19 protein-coding genes are annotated in these 21,189 nt (G+C 43.0%); 1 reads left to right on the top strand and 18 read right to left on the bottom strand.

Annotation, left to right across the window (positions count from 1 at the left end; translation table 11 throughout):
* The first annotated feature begins 164 nt into the window (after nt 1–164).
* Nucleotides 165–2,363: a cell surface ecto-5'-nucleotidase Nt5e gene (gene nt5e / locus HMPREF9421_RS04840; RefSeq protein ID WP_006595878.1), complete on the top strand. Its 2,199-nt coding sequence runs from the start codon at nt 165–167 to the stop codon at nt 2,361–2,363.
* A 346-nt stretch (nt 2,364–2,709) separates the two neighbouring features.
* On the opposite strand, the gene HMPREF9421_RS04835 is transcribed toward nt5e, so the two are convergent.
* The 18 genes from HMPREF9421_RS04835 to tetA(46) all read right to left on the bottom strand — a co-directional run bounded on the left by HMPREF9421_RS04835 (nt 2,710) and on the right by tetA(46) (nt 20,938).
* Nucleotides 2,710–3,540 carry a PrsW family glutamic-type intramembrane protease gene (locus tag HMPREF9421_RS04835; protein WP_006595877.1) on the bottom strand — a complete coding sequence of 277 codons (831 nt, stop codon included), beginning with the start codon at nt 3,538–3,540 and terminating at the stop codon, nt 2,710–2,712.
* Complete coding sequence (locus HMPREF9421_RS04830) at nt 3,533–5,194, bottom strand: C69 family dipeptidase (protein WP_006595876.1); 1,662 nt, start codon at nt 5,192–5,194, stop codon at nt 3,533–3,535. The genes HMPREF9421_RS04835 and HMPREF9421_RS04830 overlap by 8 nt, the downstream gene beginning before the upstream one ends.
* 214 nt (nt 5,195–5,408) lie before the next feature.
* On the bottom strand, nt 5,409–6,104 hold the full coding sequence (locus HMPREF9421_RS04825; protein ID WP_040803232.1) for an LrgB family protein: 696 nt from the start codon (nt 6,102–6,104) through the stop codon (nt 5,409–5,411).
* Nucleotides 6,104–6,475 carry a CidA/LrgA family protein gene (locus tag HMPREF9421_RS04820; protein ID WP_006595874.1) on the bottom strand — a complete coding sequence of 124 codons (372 nt, stop codon included), beginning with the start codon at nt 6,473–6,475 and terminating at the stop codon, nt 6,104–6,106. The genes HMPREF9421_RS04825 and HMPREF9421_RS04820 overlap by 1 nt, the downstream gene beginning before the upstream one ends.
* A 134-nt stretch (nt 6,476–6,609) precedes the next feature.
* Nucleotides 6,610–7,470, bottom strand: a complete 861-nt coding sequence (tehB, locus tag HMPREF9421_RS04815) for an SAM-dependent methyltransferase TehB (protein WP_006597336.1) — start codon at nt 7,468–7,470, stop codon at nt 6,610–6,612.
* A 159-nt stretch (nt 7,471–7,629) separates the two neighbouring features.
* On the bottom strand, nt 7,630–9,375 hold the full coding sequence (locus tag HMPREF9421_RS04810) for a C69 family dipeptidase (protein ID WP_006595872.1): 1,746 nt from the start codon (nt 9,373–9,375) through the stop codon (nt 7,630–7,632).
* A 184-nt stretch (nt 9,376–9,559) separates the two neighbouring features.
* Complete coding sequence (smpB, locus tag HMPREF9421_RS04805) at nt 9,560–10,027, bottom strand: SsrA-binding protein SmpB (protein ID WP_006595871.1); 468 nt, start codon at nt 10,025–10,027, stop codon at nt 9,560–9,562.
* Nucleotides 9,990–12,347, bottom strand: coding sequence for a ribonuclease R (gene rnr / locus HMPREF9421_RS04800; RefSeq protein WP_006595870.1), 2,358 nt, complete (start codon nt 12,345–12,347; stop codon nt 9,990–9,992). The genes smpB and rnr overlap by 38 nt, the downstream gene beginning before the upstream one ends.
* Before the next feature lie 126 nt (nt 12,348–12,473).
* Nucleotides 12,474–12,707 (bottom strand): preprotein translocase subunit SecG, encoded by a 234-nt coding sequence (gene secG / locus HMPREF9421_RS04795; protein WP_006595869.1) that lies wholly within the window; start codon nt 12,705–12,707, stop codon nt 12,474–12,476.
* 43 nt (nt 12,708–12,750) lie between these two features.
* Nucleotides 12,751–12,900, bottom strand: coding sequence for a 50S ribosomal protein L33 (rpmG, locus tag HMPREF9421_RS10320; protein WP_081453577.1), 150 nt, complete (start codon nt 12,898–12,900; stop codon nt 12,751–12,753).
* The gene (locus HMPREF9421_RS04790) at nt 12,890–14,089 is read right to left on the bottom strand and encodes a multidrug efflux MFS transporter (protein ID WP_331250617.1); all 1,200 of its coding nucleotides are present in this window, start codon (nt 14,087–14,089) and stop codon (nt 12,890–12,892) included. Before HMPREF9421_RS04790 ends, rpmG begins: the two co-directional genes overlap by 11 nt.
* Before the next feature lie 16 nt (nt 14,090–14,105).
* Nucleotides 14,106–14,702, bottom strand: a complete 597-nt coding sequence (coaE, locus tag HMPREF9421_RS04785) for a dephospho-CoA kinase (protein ID WP_006595866.1) — start codon at nt 14,700–14,702, stop codon at nt 14,106–14,108.
* Nucleotides 14,703–15,527: a DNA-formamidopyrimidine glycosylase gene (mutM, locus tag HMPREF9421_RS04780; RefSeq protein WP_006595865.1), complete on the bottom strand. Its 825-nt coding sequence runs from the start codon at nt 15,525–15,527 to the stop codon at nt 14,703–14,705.
* Nucleotides 15,528–15,572: 45 nt separating this feature from the next.
* Entirely contained in the window at nt 15,573–16,472 is a 900-nt protein-coding gene (era, locus tag HMPREF9421_RS04775) for a GTPase Era (RefSeq protein ID WP_006595864.1), read from the bottom strand.
* 29 nt (nt 16,473–16,501) lie between these two features.
* Nucleotides 16,502–16,900: a diacylglycerol kinase family protein gene (locus HMPREF9421_RS04770; RefSeq protein ID WP_006595863.1), complete on the bottom strand. Its 399-nt coding sequence runs from the start codon at nt 16,898–16,900 to the stop codon at nt 16,502–16,504.
* Nucleotides 16,881–17,378, bottom strand: a complete 498-nt coding sequence (gene ybeY / locus HMPREF9421_RS04765; protein ID WP_006595862.1) for an rRNA maturation RNase YbeY — start codon at nt 17,376–17,378, stop codon at nt 16,881–16,883. The genes HMPREF9421_RS04770 and ybeY overlap by 20 nt, the downstream gene beginning before the upstream one ends.
* 97 nt (nt 17,379–17,475) lie before the next feature.
* Nucleotides 17,476–19,212 carry a tetracycline efflux ABC transporter Tet(46) subunit B gene (gene tetB(46) / locus HMPREF9421_RS04760; protein ID WP_006597334.1) on the bottom strand — a complete coding sequence of 579 codons (1,737 nt, stop codon included), beginning with the start codon at nt 19,210–19,212 and terminating at the stop codon, nt 17,476–17,478.
* A 1-nt stretch (nt 19,213) separates the two neighbouring features.
* The gene (gene tetA(46), locus HMPREF9421_RS04755) at nt 19,214–20,938 is read right to left on the bottom strand and encodes a tetracycline efflux ABC transporter Tet(46) subunit A (protein WP_006595860.1); all 1,725 of its coding nucleotides are present in this window, start codon (nt 20,936–20,938) and stop codon (nt 19,214–19,216) included.
* Nucleotides 20,939–21,189 lie beyond the last annotated feature (251 nt).

The following is a 21,189-nucleotide window of genomic DNA, read 5'->3' as shown; positions in this document are numbered from 1 at the left end:
AAATGAGAAAACGAAAGTTTTCTTTTTTTTATGGATAAGGCCAACTAGCTGAAACATCAATGCTCACACAAGATTATTTGCCCAAGTGTCAGAAAACGTTTTTCTTTTCTTTCCTTTTTAGCTATAATATTTAGTATGGAACGAAATAGAAAAGAGGACCGTTTATGAAAAAGAAGAAACTTCTTTTACCAATCTTATTGCTTGCTCCTGCCTTCCTAGCTTCCCAGGTAGCTGCAGATGAGCAAACAGCTCCTGAAACTAACCTTGAAGTAGCTGCTACTTCAACAAATGCTACGGATGCTACTCCTGCTTCAACAGAAGGCAGTACAGCTACTTCAGAAGGTGCTACAGAGAATTCAGCTGACTTGCCTGAAGCAAATATCCTACATACCAACGACGTTCATGGTCGGATCGTCGAAGAAAAGGGTGTGATTGGAGATGCTAAATTAGCAGCAGTCATCGATGAAGAACGGGCGAAAAATCCATCTACATTGGTCGTAGATGCTGGGGATGCCTTCCAAGGACTACCGATTTCAAATAGTTCAAAAGGTGAAGAACGAGCTAAAATTTTGAACGAAATTGGCTACGATGCCATGGCAGTCGGAAACCATGAGTTCGATTTTGGTCTGGATGAGGCTAAGAAATACAAAGAAATCTTAAACTTCCCACTTCTCAGTTCCAACACCTACATCAACGGTGCTCGCTTATTTGAAGCTTCCACCATTGTCGATAAAGATAAGAATGTTGTTGGGGATGAGTTTGTGGTCATCGGAGTGACAACGCCTGAAACAGCCACTAAAACCCACCCTAAGAATGTCCAAGGTGTTACTTTCACAGATCCTATTTCAGAAGTAAACAAGGTCATTGATGAGATTGAAGCACGCGCTACTGCTGAGGGCAAGACTTACAAAAACTACGTTGTCCTTGCTCACTTAGGTGTGGATACAACCACTCCAGTCGAATGGCGGGGCTCTACTTTAGCTGAGGAACTTTCTAAAAATGCAAAACTGAAAGGTAAACGCGTCACCGTTATTGACGGGCATTCCCATACTGTTCAATCAACCACTTACGGAGACAACGTAACCTATAACCAAACCGGTAGCTACCTGAACAATATCGGTAAAATCACCTACCAAGCCAACCAATTGCTTGGAAATCCTCAACAAATTTCAGCAGCTTCAACTAAAAATGTAGTGCCAAATGCCAAAGTAGCTGCCATGGTCCAAAAGATCAAAGAACAATACGATGCTGAGAATGCTAAAGTCGTTCGTGACAATAGTCCTGTAGAACTAAATGGTCAACGGGAAAATGTCCGTGTCCGCGAGACCAACCTTGGAAATGTCGTAGCGGATGCCCTCTACGAATACGGTCAAACCGGCTTTAGTCATAAGACTAACCTCGCTGTAACCAACGGTGGCGGCTTGCGCGAGACCATTGCCAAAGACAAGCCAATCACCAAAGGAAGCGTCATTGCTGTTCTTCCATTTGGGAATACCATCTCTCAAATTAAAGTAACCGGTCAGAATATTGCTGATATGTTTGCTAAATCTCTTGGATCTATTTTACAAGAAAAAGATGGCAAAACTGTTCTTGACGAAAACGGACAACCCCTTCTTGAACCAAGCGGAGGCTTCCTCCAAGTTTCTGGAGCAAAAGTTTATTACGATACAACCCTACCAGCTGAAAAACGCGTCCTCTATATCGAAATTAAAAATCCAGAAACCGGTCAATATGAACCTCTTAACCTAGCTAAAGATTACTACTTGACTACCAATGACTTCTTAGCAGCAGGAGGGGATGGCTACACCATGTTAGGTGGAGCTCGTGAGGAAGGTCCTTCCATGGACGTTGCCTTTGCAGATTACCTTGCTAAGGCAGATCTCACAGCCTATGCAACCATCAATCCAAATTCTCGTACCATTTCTATTTCTGCTAGCAAAGATACAGATGGAGATGGTGTGGCAGATATTGAGGAAATCAAACAAGGAACAGATCCTGCTAATCCAAAGTCCTACCCAGGAAGCAATGACCAACCAGTTATCCCATCTACTGGTAAAAATGCTCAACCAACTAATCCATCTACCAGTAAAATGGATCAAACATACATTCCAGCTCTAGTTGGTACGAATTCTCCTAATCAACTAGCTAGCCAAACAAAGAATACTTTAACATCTGCTAAAGACGATACACAGATCAAGGCCAACAACCATCACTTGTCAGTGACAGTCGCTAAAACATTCACAGCGGGCTCTGCTACCCTACCAGAAACAGGAACTTCCGACTCTCCTGCTATCTACATGCTCGCTCTGTTGACATCCGTCTTAGCCTTCTTTGGTCTAAAGAAAAAAGAAGAAATCAAATAAAATCTAGAAAAAAAGCTTAGAAACAAAAGTTTCTAAGCTTTTAGAAAGTAGACAAACTATTTTAAAGTAAAATAAGTTAAGCGATTCTGCAAAGAAATAAAAATGAGTTCCAATTTTTAAATCGATTCAAAAAAACCAAAACTTTCCGCCGTGAGAAAAGTGCCTGAAACAATTATGTTTCAGGCACTCGGTAGTTTTGAGACCTTAGGCTCAAAACTAAGTCATGGAACTTCGTAGAAGTTCGCTGACGTCCGTACTCACCTAAGGAAAGTTTTTTAGAAGACTTTTTTCAATCTGAAGCTTAGTTTCTAAGCTTTTTTACTTATATATCGACTGAATCTTTTCCTTAGTTTTTCTTTAAAAGGTTTAGATTCGGATTTTTATGAGCAAAGAGAACGACCTCAATAAAGGTTCCCACTTGGAAAGCAAAGAGCAAGCCTACCAAAATATTGACCCGATGATCTGTTTCATAGAATGGAGAGTTCCATAAGAAGTGATTGGCCACCGTGGAAACTACACACCAGAGACCAAAGAGCTTTTCTTTTTGCTTGGTGCACTGAGATAGGATAAGAAAGGCTCCAACAGATACAACAGCTGTGTAGACTGCATGAGATGCTAAACCACCAGAAATGCGGTTCACTGCCTCTGTCACTGCTGAGATGTCTCCAGATCGCGTTTGACGCGCCACATAACCAAGATCCTCAATGATTTGGAAACCAAGACCAGATCCAAAGCCGGCAATTAAAATCGATTTTAAATCCTTGCGACCCAAAATCAAGAGGATCCAGAAAGCCACTAGAGCTTTGAAAAATTCTTCAGCAAAAGGAGCTGTCAAAGCATCTGTCCATTTATTAAAGGTACTAACATCCTGAATGAGATGACTATTGAAATGGTCAATGAGGCTGTTCCCTGAAAAACTGAGCCAGCCAGCAACAAAAGCACCTCCAAACATGGTCGCCCACAAAACAAGAAGAGGAACCTCAAATCTTTTTGCAAGTCGCTTAATAAAGAGATAAAGAGGAACGACAATCACCGCTAAAACGAGCAGATTTAATACCAAATCTCTTCCTGCTACTTGGCTAAACTCTTGTTGAGAGAGAGAGCCTAGCTCAAACTCCATCCCAATCCCTGCTAAGACCAGAAATAGGAAGAGCAATATTCGTTGAAACTTATTCATCCTTCTTACCTCCCTTTGCTTTCTTTGATTTGATGAAGAAAATTCCTACTCCTATCACTGTCACAAGGGCTAAGCCAATTGTAATGACAAAGTCATAGTCAAACGGTACCAAATTGATCTCTTCTTCTTGGTTTGCATCTTCTTCATCTGTTAAATCGTCAATAGCACCTTGTCCATATTGAGCAATCACCTTTTCTTCTGCTTCTTGACGAATTTCTTGCAGACGATCGAAGGTCTTTTGAGCCCGAGTCATGCTCGTTTCTGTCGCTTTTAGGCTCGCCTGCTCTGGCTGTGAAGCGAGGGCGATTTGTTCTTGATCACTGATTTCTTGCTCAGCCATCCATTGAGATTCTAGGCGTTCCATTTCAGTACGGATGGCCCCATCTCCGAATAAATCAGGATATTTGGCAACTAAATCATTAATGCGAGACATGGTCCAATACCAAGATTGGGGATTATAGGCTGTTCCTAATTCTTGATAGGCTTGGTAGGTATTGGTGATATTGCCATAGTAAGGCAAGTAAGGAGCATTTCGTGGGCTTCCCATCGCTAACCACATGGTCCCCCCACCTGCACTATCAGGAACATTGTCCTTTAATTGGAAAATATGGGCTTCCATGACATTCGGGTTCGAAATCGGGTATTTATAAACTTCATCAAACTTCCCTTTTTCTGGAATCCCTTTTCCATCCAACTCCATTTGATCTTGTGGTTTGAAGTCTGTTCCTTCTAACCGATTGCGTTGGAGATTCATCGCATCTCGTAGCGTCAATTTTCGATCCGTTGTATGCATCAAGTCAAAATACTCGTCATCGTAGTTCACATCTGCATCTGGATCCAGTGACTTAATACCAGACCAAACACGAGAACGATCTGCCTCATGCAAAGGAGGGTTGTAGGATTGAGATACATGGAACTGCCCATCGATTTCTTTATAGGTTCCTGCATCACGGGCCACTTTTTCAACATCCTTGGAGGCAATAGTCCGTTCCTTATTTGAAAAATCGACATGTCCTAAGAAGAAGGTATTTGGAAAGACTGCATAGCGATCTTCTGGGAAGAGAATCGCTACATATTGGTGACCAGAAAGAATCTCCATGTACCAGATTCCTTCCTTATCCGCAATCGTCACAATATTTCCTTCTGCCGCCCCTTTTTCTTCCACAATTTTGGCAATGAGCTCGACTCCTTCACGAGCCGTTTTGACACTCGGAAGAACGACAGTGGTGAGAGCAGACTCAGCCAAGCCATCTTCTACATAAGGATCAACCTTTTGAATGTTCTCATTCGCAGAAGCTGAGACTGTCGCTGAGATGGACACACCATGCTCATTAAAACCAGCTTCATCAAATACACCCTGTTCTGGGGTAACATCTGGGACAGCCGTATATTTATAACTTACTTCCGGAAGCTCATATTTAAAGCCATTGGTAGCATCTTCAAAAACATCTCCCTTTTTGTTATAAGTTCGTTCTCGAACCACAAAGTTCTTATTGTGGTTCGGTTCTAAGTCCTCCGTACGTCCGTACAAAGCATTCCCATCTGCTGTTAACTTCTTACCGATGATAAAACCTGTACAGGCCTCTACCGGTTGGGCAAAGAGGAAGAGAGCAGTGATCAAGCCCAAGGCTGATCGAGCATAACGTTTCTTCATATTGAACTCCTTTAACTAGATATTAACCGTATAACCTCTTTTAGTATACCTTTTGATCCAAGGTTTGGCAAGCGCTTACAAGGACTGTAATCAATTAGTAATCTATCTGAAAATTATTTGACCTTCAAATTATCAAGCAACCATCTCTATCTAACTGTACACTAAAAAGCTCGGAACACTTATTCCAAGCTTTTTCTGAATACTATCTACCTTTTTAGGAAAGAATAAGGCTCGCCACAAGGGGACTTACAAAGACGTAGAAAACTCCAGTTATCCCAATTGCTAAGCCTCCCATAGCCCCGGCTACTTGACCATACTGAAAGGCTGCACCAGTACCCACCGCATGGCCTGTGCCCCCAAGGGCCAAACCAATGGCAACAGGATCCTCTACTTTTAGAAATTTAAGAATAGTCGGTCCCAAGACACTGGTTAGAATGCCTGTTGCCACAACGACGACCAAAGTAATCGTAGTAATCCCCTGCATTTTTTCCGTAATTCCTACTGCCATAGCTGTTGTAACAGACTTAGGGAAGAGGGAAATAGCTAGAAAGTACTTCATCCCATAAATCTTAGCCAAGACAGCTGTGAAAACTGTATTGACCACTACTGCTAGAAAACTACTTAAAAGAATACTCTTGGCATGGTGCTTTATCAAATGGAAACTCTTATACAAGGGAATACCTAAGACAACCGTTGAAGGTACAATCAAATTACTAAGGTAAGTTCCCCCAACATTATAGGCCTTATAGGAAATCCCTGTCAGCTTCAAGAAGGCGATGACCAACACTGTAGCAACTAAGAGAGGGGTCGTGATGGGATGGGGGAAGCTACGAAAAATCATCATCCCAATCAGATAGGCAAAGACCGATAAAGAAATCCCAAAGAGAGGATTATACCACAAACTTTCCATCATTTCTTACCTCCTTCATAATCCCCCTCATACCGAGTCTTGATAAAACCGACGACTAAGGCAATGAGGGTTACATTGATGATGATAGCCCCTAGAATAATCAAAACGATGGGAAATAAATAGGGCTTAATGACATCAAACTTATCCATAATCCCAACCGCTGGAGGTAAAAATAGAATAGTCATATTGGCTAAGAGAAAAGATCCGACCAGATTTACATGGCGGATACGAAGCCATTTCAACTGCAAGCAAAGAAATAGAATCAGTAAGCCAATAATACTTCCTGGAATCGGCAAATGAAAGAGGGTCGATATCCCTTCCCCGATTAAAGAGATGGTAAAGATAATCATCAGTTGAACATAGAGTTTCACGCGCTTCTCCTCAAAATTATTGAAAGATACACTAACAGTCTACTCCTTTTCTGTAAAAAATCAAGTATTTACAGAAGGTTTTCAGACATAAAAAGACAAGGACGACTGCAAGGGGGCCTTGTCTAGAGAGCTATTTATATTTTCTTGGCTAGCATGGTCGCAAAGCGTAAGGAAATCCGATTGCCATGTTCATCACGTCGGTGCAGATGACCTGGATTCTCATTGTATTTAATGAGTTCCCAATCCTTGTAATAGTCAGCTAGCTCACCTTCCTTAAATGTAAAGGAGAAAGGAACCTGACAAGGATAGTCCTCTGTATCCATGGCACAAACGATTAAGTTATAGCCACCTGGATTGGTCTGGTCTTGCATATTTCGAATAATCGCTGGAATGCGGTCCGCTTGCAAGAACATGAGGACAACTGTTGAGACAATCAAGTCATAGGTTTGCGTTAGGGCTGCCGAGTTAATATCATAGATCCCCACAGTCATTTCCAAATCTTCTTGTTCTACAATACTTTGTAGGATTTCTAGTGCTAATTCATTTTGATCGACTGCTGTCACTTCAAAGCCATGCTGGGCCAAAAAGAGAGCATTTCGTCCTTGTCCACACCCTAAATCCAAGGCTTTCCCTGGAGAAAGGGACTCCATGGCTTCTAGCACTTCCGAATGGACGGGATTACAATTATATTTTTTGGGGAAATAATCTTTTGGCTCACAGTAAAATTCCAAGAACCATTCCACATCATCTGTAAGGGCCTCTACACGGTGCCAAGCTTGAGGTTGTGCCATAGGATTATCCGCACCTGCTTCAAAAACATGGCTAGCTACTTCTTCCCCATCTTCTGTCAGCTCGATAAACTTAAGTTTTCCTTTGAGGACAGTAATCTTTCCCCAGGTTCCTACCTTGGTATTGTGTTTTCTTTGGACTGCTTCAGGCATGGTATCCTTGGTCCACAAAGGCATCCGCTTATAGGCAATCAATTTTTCAGGCATCCATCTATTCTCCTTCTTTCTATTTATCTTTATCATACAAAAATTATATGCAAATAACAATAAAAAGAGTGGAATTGCAAGCTTCTTTTACTAAGACTTCTATTCCACTCTTTTAGAATCTATTTGAAACAGGATGCTGACCTAACAGTCTCTGTCTTCTTATTCTTCATTTTCATTCTTTTTTGATTTTTTAAAGTAGAAACCTGCCAAGCCAAATCCTGCAAGAGCTAAAACTCCTAAGACGGCAGATAGACTGCTATTTGAATCACTTGCCTTGCTAGATGATTGACTAGAAGCTGTTTCTTCCTTCTTATCTGTTTCTTTCGATGCATCTTTTTCAGCTTGGGCTGCTGCTACCAGATTGGCCTTATTGTAGCCATCATATACAAAGTCTGCTTCCAAGCCTTTTTCTGTACGAATCATATCTTCCATCTCACTTTCAACTTGCTTGATTTGTTTGAAGATGGTTTCCGCACGTTTAAGTGAGTCACTTGTTACTTCGTCTGCAGTAGCTTTCGCTTGGTCATCAGTGAGTCCACTGTATTTTTGATCCAAAGCTGCTTGTTCCTTGATCCAGCCTTTTTCCAATTCTTTCCACTTCTCTTGGATGCTATTGCCAAAGAGATCTGGGTATTTCATGACCATTTGGTCAATATGCCAAACAGCCCAATACCAAGAAGTTGGATCGTATTTGGCAGAGCGAACTTTGAATGGTGCATAGGTATCATTGACAATACCATAGAATGGCACATAAGGGGTGTTACGGCTTTGAGCGAGTCCCAACCAAACGACACCTCCAAATGGAGTTGGCAAGTCCTTCTTGATTTGGTATACGTGGGCGTTAATGACGTTTTCATTTCCCAAAGCATATTTGTATTTATTGGTATCGACTTCTTTACCTGGTTCCACCAAGTCATCTGGTGTGTATTGTTTGAGGTGTTCGAACCGGTTCCGTTGTTCAGCGAAAACATCTTCTAGGCTATATTTCTTAGAAGGATCTGTTGGTTTGCGCAAGAGGTCAAAGTGTTTGTCATCATATTTGACGTCTGCTTTAGGATCCATCAAGGTAATCCCTGCATAGGTCCGTGAGCGGTTGCGTTCGGTATATTCATCTGGACCATAAGAGTCTGCGATATGGAAGTTACCATCTTTATCTGTCTTGTAATGATCTGCCTTTTTAGCAACTGCTTCCACATCTTTCGAAGCAATGACATTGTCCTTATCCTTGAAATCCACATGTCCTAGATAGTAGGTATTGGCAAAGATGGCATAGCGGTCTTGAGGGAATTTAATGGCTACATATTGGTGACCAGAGAGGATTTCCATGTACCAGAGTTCATTCTTATCTGCTACGACAATGATGTTTCCTTCGGCAGATCCTTTTTCATCAAGTACCTTGGCAACCAACTCAATTCCTTCACGAGCTGTTTTCACACGTGGAAGAACCAAGTCCACCATAGCAGCCTCAGCCAAGCCATTTTTCACCAATGGGTCTGCTTCCAAAATCTTATCGTGTGGGGTTGCAGATACGGTAGAAGTCATGGAAACGCCCGCTTCGTTAAAGCCGTGTGCCCCGAAGTTTCCGTTGGAACCATCTCCATGGGCTGCATCATAAGTTGCAGTATATTTCATTTCATGACTCAAGTGCGGATAAGCAAAGCCGTTGGATTCATCCTCCAACATATCCCCATCCTTATAGTCTTTGGCAGGTACCACTTCATAAGTTTTATTGTGGCGACCACCATCGGGAGCATAAGGATAGTCTTCAGTCCGCCCAAAGAGCATGGAACCATCTGTCGTGAGTTCCTTCCCAACAATGAAGGCTGAACAGGCCTGCGCAACTTGAACTGGAATCAAGGCAAAGGCCATCAAAGCAATCATCAGTTTGACCAGTAGTTTTCTCATAGTCGATCTCCTTTATGACTACAAAAGAGGCTAAAAAATAATTTTCAAGCCGACAAAAGACAACTATACCAACGCTACCTTCAGTATACCCTTATCCAGATAGAAATGCAAGCGGTTTCAAGAAAAGAAATTTAAAAATAGGAACAGTTTTAGGCACTTACTTCATCTGTTCCTATTTCTTACTTTAACGAGTATTGTATTGTTTCATCACACGAGCAATATCACGATTTTGTTCCCGCCGTTTGATGGATTCACGTTTGTCATAATCGTGCTTTCCTTTGGCTAAGCCCAGCAAGAGCTTGGCGTAGCCATCCTTAAGGTACACCTTTAGGGGAACTAGAGTCATCCCTGTCCCTTTAGTTTCCTGCTCCAGTTTTTGAATCTGTTTCTTATGGAGCAAGAGTTTACGACGGCGTTCTGGATCTTGGTTCCAAATATTTCCTTCCTCATAGGGAGCAATATGAACATTGCTGAGCCAGACTTCCCCATTTTTGACTTGGGCAAATCCATCCTTGAGGTTGATGCGAGCTGCTCGAACACTCTTTATTTCTGTACCAGTCAGAACCATTCCTGCTTCTATGGTATCAACAATCGTATAATCGTGGCTTGCTTTCTTATTTTGTGCGACGACCTTTCCCTCGCCCTTTGCCATGCTTAGCTCCTTTCTTAGCTACTTCCTTGTAAAAAGGTTTCTTACTCTTTTTCTTCTTGTCTTTTGGAGAATGCTTGCGCTTGTTTTCTCTAAAGCCTCCTTGCTTTCCTTCTTCTTTCTTAGAAGAAGGGCGCTTAAAGGTCCCATTCCGATTTTTTCGTCCAGAAGCTTTATTGCTTTTTTCAATCAGATCCAGCTCACTAGGGATATAAGAGAAATCAATCTCGCCAGTCATCTTATCCGCTCTTTCAACCCTGATTCGGATCTCTTGACCGACACGGAAAGTGACACCTGATTTTTCCCCTCGCAAGGTCAAATCGCGCTCATTAAAATGATAAAAACCCGGTAAGGTGGTGATGTGGATCAAACCTTCTACGGTATTTGGCAATTCAACAAAGAGACCAAACTTGACGACACTGGACACCAGAGCATCGTACTCTTCGCCAACATACTCTTCCATATACTCTGCCTTCTTCATAGCTTCTACTTCTCGTTCGGCATCAATGGCACGGCGTTCCCGACTAGAGGATTGGCTGGCAATATCTGGAATGACCTGTTCAAAATGACTAGCTACTTCAGAATCCTTCCCATACTCTCGCACCATACGGTGGACTAATAAGTCTGGATACCGGCGAATCGGACTGGTAAAGTGAGTATAGAACTCAGCTGCTAGCCCATAGTGCCCATGGTTGTGCTCGGAATAACGCGCCTGCTGCATGGAACGAAGCAACATCATGGACAAGACATCGGCATAAGGTTCCCCTTCTACTCTCTTCATGATATCCTGCAAGGTTTCCTGACTCATCGAACTAGCTGTCCCATAAATAGGTATGCCAAAGCTAGAGGCATAATCGATAAACTTTTGCACCTTCTCTGCTTTGGGTTCTTCGTGAATCCGGTAAATAAAGGGAAGTTTTCGTTTGGCAAAGTGCTCAGCCACTGTCTCATTGGCAATCAGCATGAAAGATTCAATCATCCGTTCTGCAATTCCCCGTTGACGCAAGACGATGTCGACTGGTTTTCCTTGAGGATTGACTAGGATTTTAGCTTCACTGGTATCAAAGTTAAGGGCCCCTCGTTTTTCCCGCATTCCTTCTAAGATCTGATGAAGACCAACCATGGCTTCGATACTTGGCACAATGGCTTGATATTCCTCACGCTTCTCTTGGTCTCCTGCAATGATTTCATTGACATCACTATAGGTCATCCGGAAGGTCGTGTTAATAACCGTTTGGGTAATCTGGTATCGAAGAACCCGACCACGCTCGTCAATCTCCATAATAGCTGACTGGGTCAAGCGATCCACTTGAGGGTTTAGGGAACAAATCCCATTGGATAACCGCTCTGGTAACATGGGAACAACTCGATCGGTTACATAGACAGAGGTAGCTCGGTTGAGGGCTTCCTTGTCCAAGGCGGAACCTTCGGTTACATAATAAGAGACATCGGCTATGTGAACCCCTAGTTCGAAATTCCCACCTTCCAAGCGCTTAATGTGAACCGCATCATCCAAGTCCTTAGCATCGGCACCATCAATTGTAAAGATGATTTCATCTCGAAGGTCCAATCGTCCCTCCATATCTTTCTCACTTGGCTTGTCTGGAATGCTTTCTGCTTCTTTGAGGACTGCTTCTGGAAATTCTGAAACGATATCCAAGGACTCGAGAACTTCCAAAACATCAATCCCAGGATCAGTCACATGCCCAACTACATCTTGAACAGTGGCCACAAAGTAGTTGTGTTTGCGACTCGGATACTGTTCAATGGCAACCTTGAGAACTTCCGTCCCCTCCAATTGCAGGGCTGGCTTTTTCACGTAGATCCTTTGGCTAATCTTTCGATTCTTTGAAACGATGTAGCCAGCATACTTGGGCTTTTCTTCATCCAGAACGATTTGGCCAACAACTGTTTGGAGACTATGCTCCAAGACATCCATGATTTTCCCCTCTGCTGCTGTCCCCTTTTGCCGATCAGCTACCTTGGTGATCACAACCTCAACTGTATCTCCATCAATGGCATGGTTGACATCATTTCTTCCAATAAAGAGATCCTCTTCTTCCCCCTCTAAGCTGACAAAACCAAAGCCACTTTTATGAGCATGAAAAATGCCTTTCACGGTAATGGTCCCTTTTGGCTTCGCATCAAGGAGTCTTAAAAAGCCATTTTCTTCAAAGGTCAATTGACGACGTCGCTCCATCAGCGAAATGGTCTTAATCAGTTCACGAAAACCTTTGGCGTCTGTACTTCCAATGGCTTGAGCTAATTGATCAACCTGAGCTTTTCCCTCCTGTTTTAAATAATCAATAATTTTACTTTTCATATCTTGCGCTGGACATCCAGCCTCCTTTATTTTCTTTCTTTCAGAGAGATTTCTTTACAAGTGACAATCTCCCTATCAAACAACTCATAGATGAAAAAATAGGCAAAGACAATGTCTAAGCCTATCTTATTTACTGGATAATACCATTAGAATCATCGCAATGAGTAACCAAAGGAAAATCATTACTCCTGTTAGTCGTTGCATCACTGCTTCGAATCCACGAGCTTTTGAACGTTCGAACAAATCATTTGAACTTGCATCGAATACGTTGCTAGATTGATTTTTTGTTGGTTGCATGAAGATAGCGATAATAATTAATACAGATAGTACCAATAAAATTGTAATCAACGGTTTAGTCATAATTAAAAAACTCCTTAAAATCCTATCTATTTTACCATAAAAATCATTTCGTTTCAAGATGTAATGTCACTTTTCTCTCTTTGGGACAATACTTCAAAACTTCAATTTTTTCAGGGTGGGTCTTCATATTTTTACTTGTCAAATAATTCTGACTACCACAGCTCGTGCAGGTTAGTTGTACTTTAATGCGCACTGATTTCTCTCACTTTCAAATACTTTCTAAAGATGAATAAAAGGAAGGCCAAATCTATAAAGGCAAGAATAGCGGTCCCATAGAATACCCAATGGTAATTGACATGCATAGCGATACTAGAACCCATCATGGGACCAAGAACTCCCCCAATATAAAAGAAGAGTTGATTGTAACTAAATATCCGAGAAATTCCTTCTTTGGGAGTCATGCGGTTTAAGAGAGCCGTCACTCCGGGCATTAAGGCTCCTGTCCCAATTCCAAATAGGAAACGAAGAAGGCCTAATTGAAAAGGAGTCTGAGCAAGGGCACAGAAGATATAGAGGATCCCACTATAGAGAAGGGCTAAAAGTAGGAGGCGATGGTTGCCGATTTTATCTCCGAGCTTTCCCATCCATCCCGATGTCAGGATACTGGAAATCCCCATCGCTGATACGATCAGCCCAGATACAAAAATAACATTGTCTCTCTGACCAAGCTCTCTTACATAGAGGGGGAGAATGGGAGAAATAGATTGGCCTATCATCTGGATGGTCATACTGGTCAAAAAAAGACCCAGTAAAATGTCCTTATGCTGGATAGAAGCCAGTAAATCCCAGCTTGAAAGATGCTCCTCCTTCGATATTTGTTGGTAGTCTTCCTCAATCCCCCACCAAGTCAAGACAGAGACGAGAAAGAGGAAAAAACCAACGAGGAGAAAGACATTCCGCATGCCAAATTGCTCCGCAATCAATCCACCCAATAAAGGCCCCATTAAGGTACCGGCAACGGTTCCCGTCGATAAGGTTCCCAGAGCATATCCAGATTGATTCTTTGGCACCTGACTGGCAATGAGAGCCGTACTGTTAGGAACAAATCCCGAAAAGACACCATTTAATAAGCGTAGGAGCAACAACAAAAAGACGGAAGGGACAAAAGCAATTCCTCCCATGGTCATGGTCATGGCAATCGAGGCTCTCAACATCATGGGTTTCCGACCATAACGGTCAGCTAAACTCCCCCAGATTGGGGCCATTAGAGCGGAAGTCAAAGAGGAGGAGGCGACTGCAATCCCAGCATAAAAAGGAACAGCCGGACCTTTTATCCCCAACTCCTCTACAAATAGAGCCATAAAAGGGACTACCAACGAAAGACTGGCACCTACGAAAAAACAGCCAATCCAGGCAATAAAAAGATTTTTACGCCAATTGATTTCCAGTGAAATAGGATCATCTTCTTTCTATTTGTTCTAAAGCTCGATCAATTTGCTGATAGAGGCAATCACGCTTGCTATTGTTATCGAGCACAAGATTGACAAAAGCTTTTTTCTCATCTAGAGGCATCTGGGCTGCCAAACGATCGCGCGCCTGGACCTCCGTTAGGACATTTCTTCCCATTAGACGTTTCAACTGGGTATCTTCCGTCACATAGACCAGCCAAACTTGGTCAAACCAATCCAGATATCCCTGCTCGATTAACAAGGGGATATCCATGAAAAAGAGGTCTTCTGTTTTAGCTAAGCGATCCCGTTCTCGCGCCAAAGCTTTGCGAATCATTTCGCCTTGTACTTGGTTGGACCAGGCAATCTCTTTCTGGCTTGAAAAGATGCGTTGAGCCAGAGCAGGACGATTCAAGTCACCAGTATCTAGGAGGATGTCCCTTCCAAAATGCTCTACTAAAGATCGATAGAGTTCTCCACCTGGTGCCTGCAAGTCATGGACCACTCGATCAGCATCAATGACAGGATAACCTTTTTCTTTCAAATAGGAGGTGACAGTGGACTTTCCTGAAGCAATTCCTCCTGTTAATCCGATGATTCTCGCCATCTAGTTCTCCTTTTGACAGTGCGGACAAAAATGGGTTCCACGTCCCCCCAGCTGGATTTTCTCAATCGGTGTCCCGCAGCGCAAACAAGGTTGACCTGTCTTTCCATAGACTTGATGCTCTTCCTGCATGGTACCATCCTCTCCAAAAGCATTGCTGTAAGAGCGAATAGTGGAGCCACCTTTTTCGACAGCCTGAGCTAATACGGCGATTGTTTCCTTTCGGATAGCTTTGACTTCTCTAGCAGTCAAGCTTTGACCCAAACGAGCTGGGTGAACCTTGGCTCGATAAAGGACCTCATCTACATAGATATTGCCCAGACCAGCCACTAATTTTTGGTCTAAAAGGGCTGATTTAATGGGTTTCTTTGATTTTTTAAGAGCTGCTTGGAAGGCTGGTTCTTTAAAATCCGCTTCTGTTGGCTCTGGACCAATTTTTTTCGCCAAAAAATAGCTGTCTATAAACTCAGGCACTAAGACTTCCATGGTCCCAAACTTGCGGACATCTTCATAGACCAGGGTGCTGCCATCAGTAAAGTGAAAGAAGACATGGGCGTGCTTGCGAAGAGGGACTTCGTCTGGATAAAAGAAATACTTGCCTTCCATCCGCAAATGCGAGATGAGGACCAAATCCGTCAGATAAAACAAGAGGTACTTCCCGCGGCGCCCCATGGCCCGAATTTCTTGACCTGGGAGATCTTGACGAAAAGCATCTAGATCCGTCTGAATCATCTTTGGATACTTTACTTCCACTGATTGGATGGTCTTCCCAAGAATTAATTTCTCAAGACCAAGCCGAACGGTCTCAACTTCTGGTAATTCAGGCATAGAACTCCTTTCAAAAACAAGAAGCAGGCTTCTGCCCACCTCTTCTTAATATTCTTTTTCGTTATAGCCAAAGTCAGCCAAATCCAGCTTTTTATCCCGCCAATTTTTCTTGACCTTGACCCAAGTTTCTAGGAAGACCTTGTCTCCTAACATGAGCTCGATATCTTTACGTGCAAGGGTTCCAATCTTCTTAAGCATGGCGCCACCTTTTCCGATCACAATGCCTTTTTGGCTATCGCGTTCCACCATGATGGTCGCACGTATATGAACTTTATCGGTCTCTTCATCCCGCTTCATAGAATCCACCACTACGGCAACAGAGTGGGGAATTTCTTCTCGCGTCAAGTGCAAGACCTTTTCACGGATCATTTCAGAGACCAAGAAACGCTCTGGATGGTCAGTAATCTGATCAGCAGGGAAATATTGGAATCCTTCTTCTAAGTTTTCGCTCAAAATATCAATCAAACGCGAAACATTGTTTCCTTGAAGGGCTGAAATCGGCACAATTTCCTTGAAGTCCATCTGACTACGGAAGTCATCGATTTGCGCCAAAAGTTGGTCAGGGTGCACCTTGTCGATCTTGTTGACCACGAGGATGACGGGCACTTTAGCTGCTTTAAGGCGTTCAATGATCATATCATCACCCTTGCCACGCGCTTCATCTGCTGGCACCATGAAGAGTACGGTATCGACTTCCCGAAGGGTGCTGTAGGCCGACTCCACCATGAAGTCACCAAGAGCTGTCTTAGGTTTATGAATACCTGGCGTATCGATAAAGACAATCTGTTCCTTATCCGTCGTATAAATCCCCATAATCTTATTGCGCGTTGTTTGCGCCTTGTCACTCATGATGGCAATCTTTTGACCCATGACGTGGTTCAAAAATGTTGACTTCCCGACATTGGGACGTCCTAAAATGGCTACAAAGCCTGATTTAAATGTCATATTATCCTTTCACGAGGGTATGCTCCCTCTTATCCAAATACCAAGGCCCAGAATTTGGGCACAAAAATGATCGATCCTGTCACTAAGGCAAAACCTGATACAACGAGGACCGCTCCAGCCGCCATGTCTTTGGCATTCTTTGCCAACATGGAAAAATGGTAGTTACTGGCTAGATCCACCACATTTTCAATGGCTGAATTCATAATTTCAAAAGCAATCACCAAGGTAATGCTGAGCAATAAAAAGAGCCATTCCGTCGCAGAAATCCTAAACACCAAACCAGCAAGCATTGCTACAAGGGCTGATAAGGCGTGCTTGCGCATATTGCGCTCTTCTTTGATCGATGTAAAAATTCCTGTTATCGCAAACTCCAGGCTTGAAGTGAAGTCCCGATTTTTCCATTTTCGCTTATTGTCTTGTGAGTCCATAGGCTGTCAAAATCTCTTCCTGTAAGCCAAACATTTCCTTTTCTTCTTCTGGCGTATAGTGATCATAGCCATTGATGTGAAGAAAACCATGTACTGCCAAAAATCCCATTTCGCGCTCAAAGCTATGGCCATATTCTTCCGCTTGCTCCCGCGCCTTGTCAATTGAAATAAAGAGCTCACCAATATAGGTATCGAATTCCGCCATCATCTCTGCCAATTCTGGATTTTCTTCAAGGTCTTCCTCATCAAAAGAAATCTCCATCTCAGGCTTGTATTCTAAACTGATGACATCTGTCGGACGATCCGTATCACGGTATTCAAGATTTAGTTCATGACTGCGTTCATTGGTCACAAAAGTCACAGCCATTTCCTTGTCTTCTTTCCCAATTTTTTGAGCAGCAAATTCTAAAATTTCTTGCGTTTGTTTTAAGATTTCGTCAGAGACTTGGCCCGTCTCATCTACCATTTCAATATACATCTGGATCACCTCACTATTATCACTTTATTATATCACAAAAACCAGCCTATATACTAGATACAGGCTGGTTTTCAAACTTTTTCTTTGCATGATCATCTTACACCACTGTTTGCTGGATGGCATTCATCAGGGCATAGATCCCGCCTTGTGTAACCAGTTCCTCGTGTCTACCACGCTCTACAATGCGTCCTTCAGATAAGACTAAGATTTGATCGGCATCTTGGATAGTGGACAAGCGATGGGCAATGATAAAGGTGGTCCGGCCCTTTTGGAGGACCGCCATAGCTTGTTGGATAATTTCTTCTGTTTCTGTATCGATGTGAGAGGTGGCCTCATCCAAAATCAGAATTTGCGGATTCATATAGAGCGTTCGCGCAAAGGAAATCAACTGGCGCTCGCCACTTGAAAAGGCAGATCCTTTTTCTACGACTGGATGGTCGATTCCCTTTTCAAGGCGCTCTACAAAAGGCCAAGCACCGACTTTTTTCAGCGCATCTTTGACCGCATCCCGGTCAATATGATCCTGACTCATGGCCACATTACTGGCAATGGTTCCTGTAAATAGATAAGGATCTTGCAGAACAATGCCCATGTGGCTTCGCAGGCTCTCACGAGAGACTTGGCGAATATCTTGCCCATCGATCAAAATCGCTCCTTCTTGAGGATCATAGAAACGATAGAGAAGATTCATGATAGAAGATTTACCCGATCCAGTATGGCCCACAAGAGCGATGGTTTCCCCGGGACTCGCCTGAAAGGCAATATCCTGTAAAACTGGCTTGCCTTCTTCATAAGCAAATTGAACATCATCAAACACGACTTGAGCCTTTTCTATCTTCAGTTCCGATACACCATCGGCCTCTAAGGGTTGATCCAAGAAGGCAAGGACGCGACTCCCCGTCTCTAGTGATCGCCGAATATTCGGAAATTGACGACTGAGATTAGCCATGAGATCAAACAGATTGATGACATAGTTAATATTGATAAATAAGAAACCAGCTGTCACACCGATATTGCCCTGTAGGAAAGAAATTCCAGCGATGGTCAATATACCTGCAATCACTAAAAACTTGAGCAATTCTGTCAAGGTCCAAGAAGCGATGGAATCAGCTAAGAGGATCCGATCATTGGCTCCTAGCATCTTCTGGGTAGTGGCTTCAAACTCCTCTACCACACCAGGCTCTTGATGATAGAGCTGAATCATACTGGCACCATGCAAGAGTTCATTGACTTGGGTATTGACCTCGCTTCTCGCATCAAAGAAATCCTTCATAGGCTGGTCCGTCATGACCTTGTAGAGATACTGGATTCCATAGAAAATTGGAAAAACCAGACACAAGAGTAGCCCCATCATAGGACTCAGGTAAAAGAGAATCCCTAGGATAAAGAGAAATCGCACCAAATAGATGACTAGTATCATACAAGAGTTATAAAACTGGGTCCGTAAGGTCTCCGTATCATTGACAATTCTTGTTGCGATCTTTCCGGCCGGCTTGTCATCAAAATAAGAAATAGGCAGACCTTGCATGACTTGAAAGGCTTGGTCTCTCAGACTAGCCGTTACTTGATTGCTTCCGTGTAGCAAGATCCGATTTCCTAGGTAGCTAATCAGCTGTCCTAGGCTTAAGACCAAGAGATAAAATGATCCCATCTGAAGCAAATCCCCTTGTCCTCCACCGTGGGTCAGTGCAGTCAAAGGCCCATCGATCATCTTTTGGAGAAGAAAAGGAGACAATTCAGAAAAAATGGTGGCTAGTAAGAGACAAATAAAGCCGGAAAGAAAAACCGTCGGATAAAGAGTGATCTGAGATAATAATCGTTTCAATACTTTCATCTTATTCTCCTTCCTGTTTTTGTTGCCGTTGGTATTGTTCATAATACCAGCCCTCTTGAGCCAGTAAATCACTAGCTCTACCTTCTTCTACAATCTGTCCTTGATCCAATACAATAATCCAATCCGCCTGATGAACCGCAGACAAGCGATGGGAAACAATGAGGGTCGTCTTGCCTTTTCGCTCTGTTTGAATGGTGTCAATAATGGCCTGTTCGGTCTTCGCATCTACTGCTGAAAGGGAATCATCTAACAGCAAGAGATCCGCATCCCTTAAAAAAGCACGTGCCAACGAGATCCGCTGTTTTTGACCACCTGATACAGAGACCCCTTTCTCACCGATCATGGTGTCCATTCCCTGAGACATCCGCTCAAGATCATCCGCAAAAGCAGCTTGGGCTACAGCTTCCACTAAATCCTCTTCACTAGCACCATTTTTACCCAGAGCGATATTGTCACGAATAGATTTTGAGAATAAAATATGTTCTTGGGAAACATAGCCGATTTTAGCTTCAATAGAGTGTCGGTTGTAGTCCACGATCGGTTGCTGGTTGACCAAGAATTCTCCCTCACCAACTGGGTACTGCCGCAAGAATTGTCGAATCAGACTAGTCTTTCCTGCTCCGGTACGACCAACAATTCCAACTGTCTGTCCTTTCTGAATGGTCCAATCAATGCCTGATAGACTCTTTCGCTCAGCGCCAGGATAGCTGAAAGAATAATCCTTAAACTGCACCGAATCAATCTGCTCTAAATAGTTAGGACCATCTGGTTCGAGATCATCCGTTTCATCAATCACTTCTTTTAATTTTTTATAGGACATTTGCCCTGTCTGATAGACCAAGATCAGGTCCGCCATCATCCACATAGGTTCAATTAAAAAGACCAAATACAGCTGCAAAGCCAATAACTTGCCAAGGCTCAATTGCCCGATTGCTAATGACTGACCTCCAAATACCAAGAGTAGGACCGTCGAAAAACCAATAAACATCAGGGCTAAGGGGCCAAAAGAATATTGGATAGAAGCAATTTTGTCCCCTGTTTTGGATAGACTGGCTGTTTTCTTCTGAAACTGTTTGACCTGCTGGTCCCGTTTACTATAGGCCCTCATGACCCGAATCCCTTCGATGGACTCCAAGACTTCATCATTCAACTGAGCGACTGCTTCCCGGTTTTGCTCAACATAATCCTCCTGCTTTCTACTCAAAAAATAGGTCGAGACGATAAGGAAGATCATGGGAATAAAGGAAATCAAGGTTAATCGCCAAGAAATGAAAAACATGGTCGGAATAATAAAGGCAAACAAGCCACCGCCAAACAAGAGCACCATCATCCCGTAACCAGCCATGTCGGCCATGCCATCGACATCTGTCGTGAACCGCGTCAAGAGATCTCCTGAACGGAATTTCTCAAAAAAGGGACGCCGCATAGCTACTAGTTTACGAAAAGCTTGTCCCTGAAGGGTCGCCTTGAAATGAACTGACGACTGAAAGAGGCGCAACTGCCAATAAAAAGCCGTCAGGTAATTGAGGATGGCTGATCCTACCAAGAGGACCATATCCCATACAAAGTTGGATTGCGTCAGCGTCTGCTGACTCAGATGATCCACTAGACGCTGAATAACTTGCGTCGGGATCAATAAGGTGTAATCATAAAGAATCAGGACAACAGCAATACTGATATATCGCCACTTGCGTTCCCTGATATACTCCCAAATAGCTCTGATCATATATTCTCCTTTTCAAAATGGCACAGAAAAAACCCAAGTAAGGAGCTGAGTAGGTGCTCAGTCCACACTTGGGCCTTCTGATGCCTATCACCAATTCAGTTAAGGCAGGCAAAAATGCATACAAAAAACCCAAGACAGACTCCTCCATCTTGGGTTCATTCAATTTTTACATAGAACTCAACTGAGATTGGAGAAGCTGTGTATTCAATTGTGTCATCAAAACATCTACTTTGTTCATGATGGTTTTCTCC

The sequence above is a fragment of the Streptococcus australis ATCC 700641 genome, from assembly GCF_000186465.1.
Taxonomy (GTDB): domain Bacteria; phylum Bacillota; class Bacilli; order Lactobacillales; family Streptococcaceae; genus Streptococcus; species Streptococcus australis.
The sequence above is the reverse complement of the archived record's forward strand: the minus strand, read 5'-3'. Positions and strand labels throughout refer to the sequence as shown.

What these genes read in the sequence shown, in the direction of transcription:
- nt5e (WP_006595878.1), top strand. Translation starts at nt 165, where the DNA reads ATGAAAAAGAAGAAACTTCTTTTACCAATCTTATTGCTTGCTCCTGCC.
- HMPREF9421_RS04835 (WP_006595877.1), bottom strand. Translation starts at nt 3,540, where the DNA reads ATGAATAAGTTTCAACGAATATTGCTCTTCCTATTTCTGGTCTTAGCA.
- HMPREF9421_RS04830 (WP_006595876.1), bottom strand. Translation starts at nt 5,194, where the DNA reads ATGAAGAAACGTTATGCTCGATCAGCCTTGGGCTTGATCACTGCTCTC.
- HMPREF9421_RS04825 (WP_040803232.1), bottom strand. Translation starts at nt 6,104, where the DNA reads ATGGAAAGTTTGTGGTATAATCCTCTCTTTGGGATTTCTTTATCGGTC.
- tehB (WP_006597336.1), bottom strand. Translation starts at nt 7,470, where the DNA reads ATGCCTGAAAAATTGATTGCCTATAAGCGGATGCCTTTGTGGACCAAG.
- HMPREF9421_RS04810 (WP_006595872.1), bottom strand. Translation starts at nt 9,375, where the DNA reads ATGAGAAAACTACTGGTCAAACTGATGATTGCTTTGATGGCCTTTGCC.
- smpB (WP_006595871.1), bottom strand. Translation starts at nt 10,027, where the DNA reads ATGGCAAAGGGCGAGGGAAAGGTCGTCGCACAAAATAAGAAAGCAAGC.
- rnr (WP_006595870.1), bottom strand. Translation starts at nt 12,347, where the DNA reads ATGAAAAGTAAAATTATTGATTATTTAAAACAGGAGGGAAAAGCTCAG.
- secG (WP_006595869.1), bottom strand. Translation starts at nt 12,707, where the DNA reads ATGACTAAACCGTTGATTACAATTTTATTGGTACTATCTGTATTAATT.
- coaE (WP_006595866.1), bottom strand. Translation starts at nt 14,702, where the DNA reads ATGGCGAGAATCATCGGATTAACAGGAGGAATTGCTTCAGGAAAGTCC.
- mutM (WP_006595865.1), bottom strand. Translation starts at nt 15,527, where the DNA reads ATGCCTGAATTACCAGAAGTTGAGACCGTTCGGCTTGGTCTTGAGAAA.
- era (WP_006595864.1), bottom strand. Translation starts at nt 16,472, where the DNA reads ATGACATTTAAATCAGGCTTTGTAGCCATTTTAGGACGTCCCAATGTC.
- HMPREF9421_RS04770 (WP_006595863.1), bottom strand. Translation starts at nt 16,900, where the DNA reads ATGGACTCACAAGACAATAAGCGAAAATGGAAAAATCGGGACTTCACT.
- ybeY (WP_006595862.1), bottom strand. Translation starts at nt 17,378, where the DNA reads ATGTATATTGAAATGGTAGATGAGACGGGCCAAGTCTCTGACGAAATC.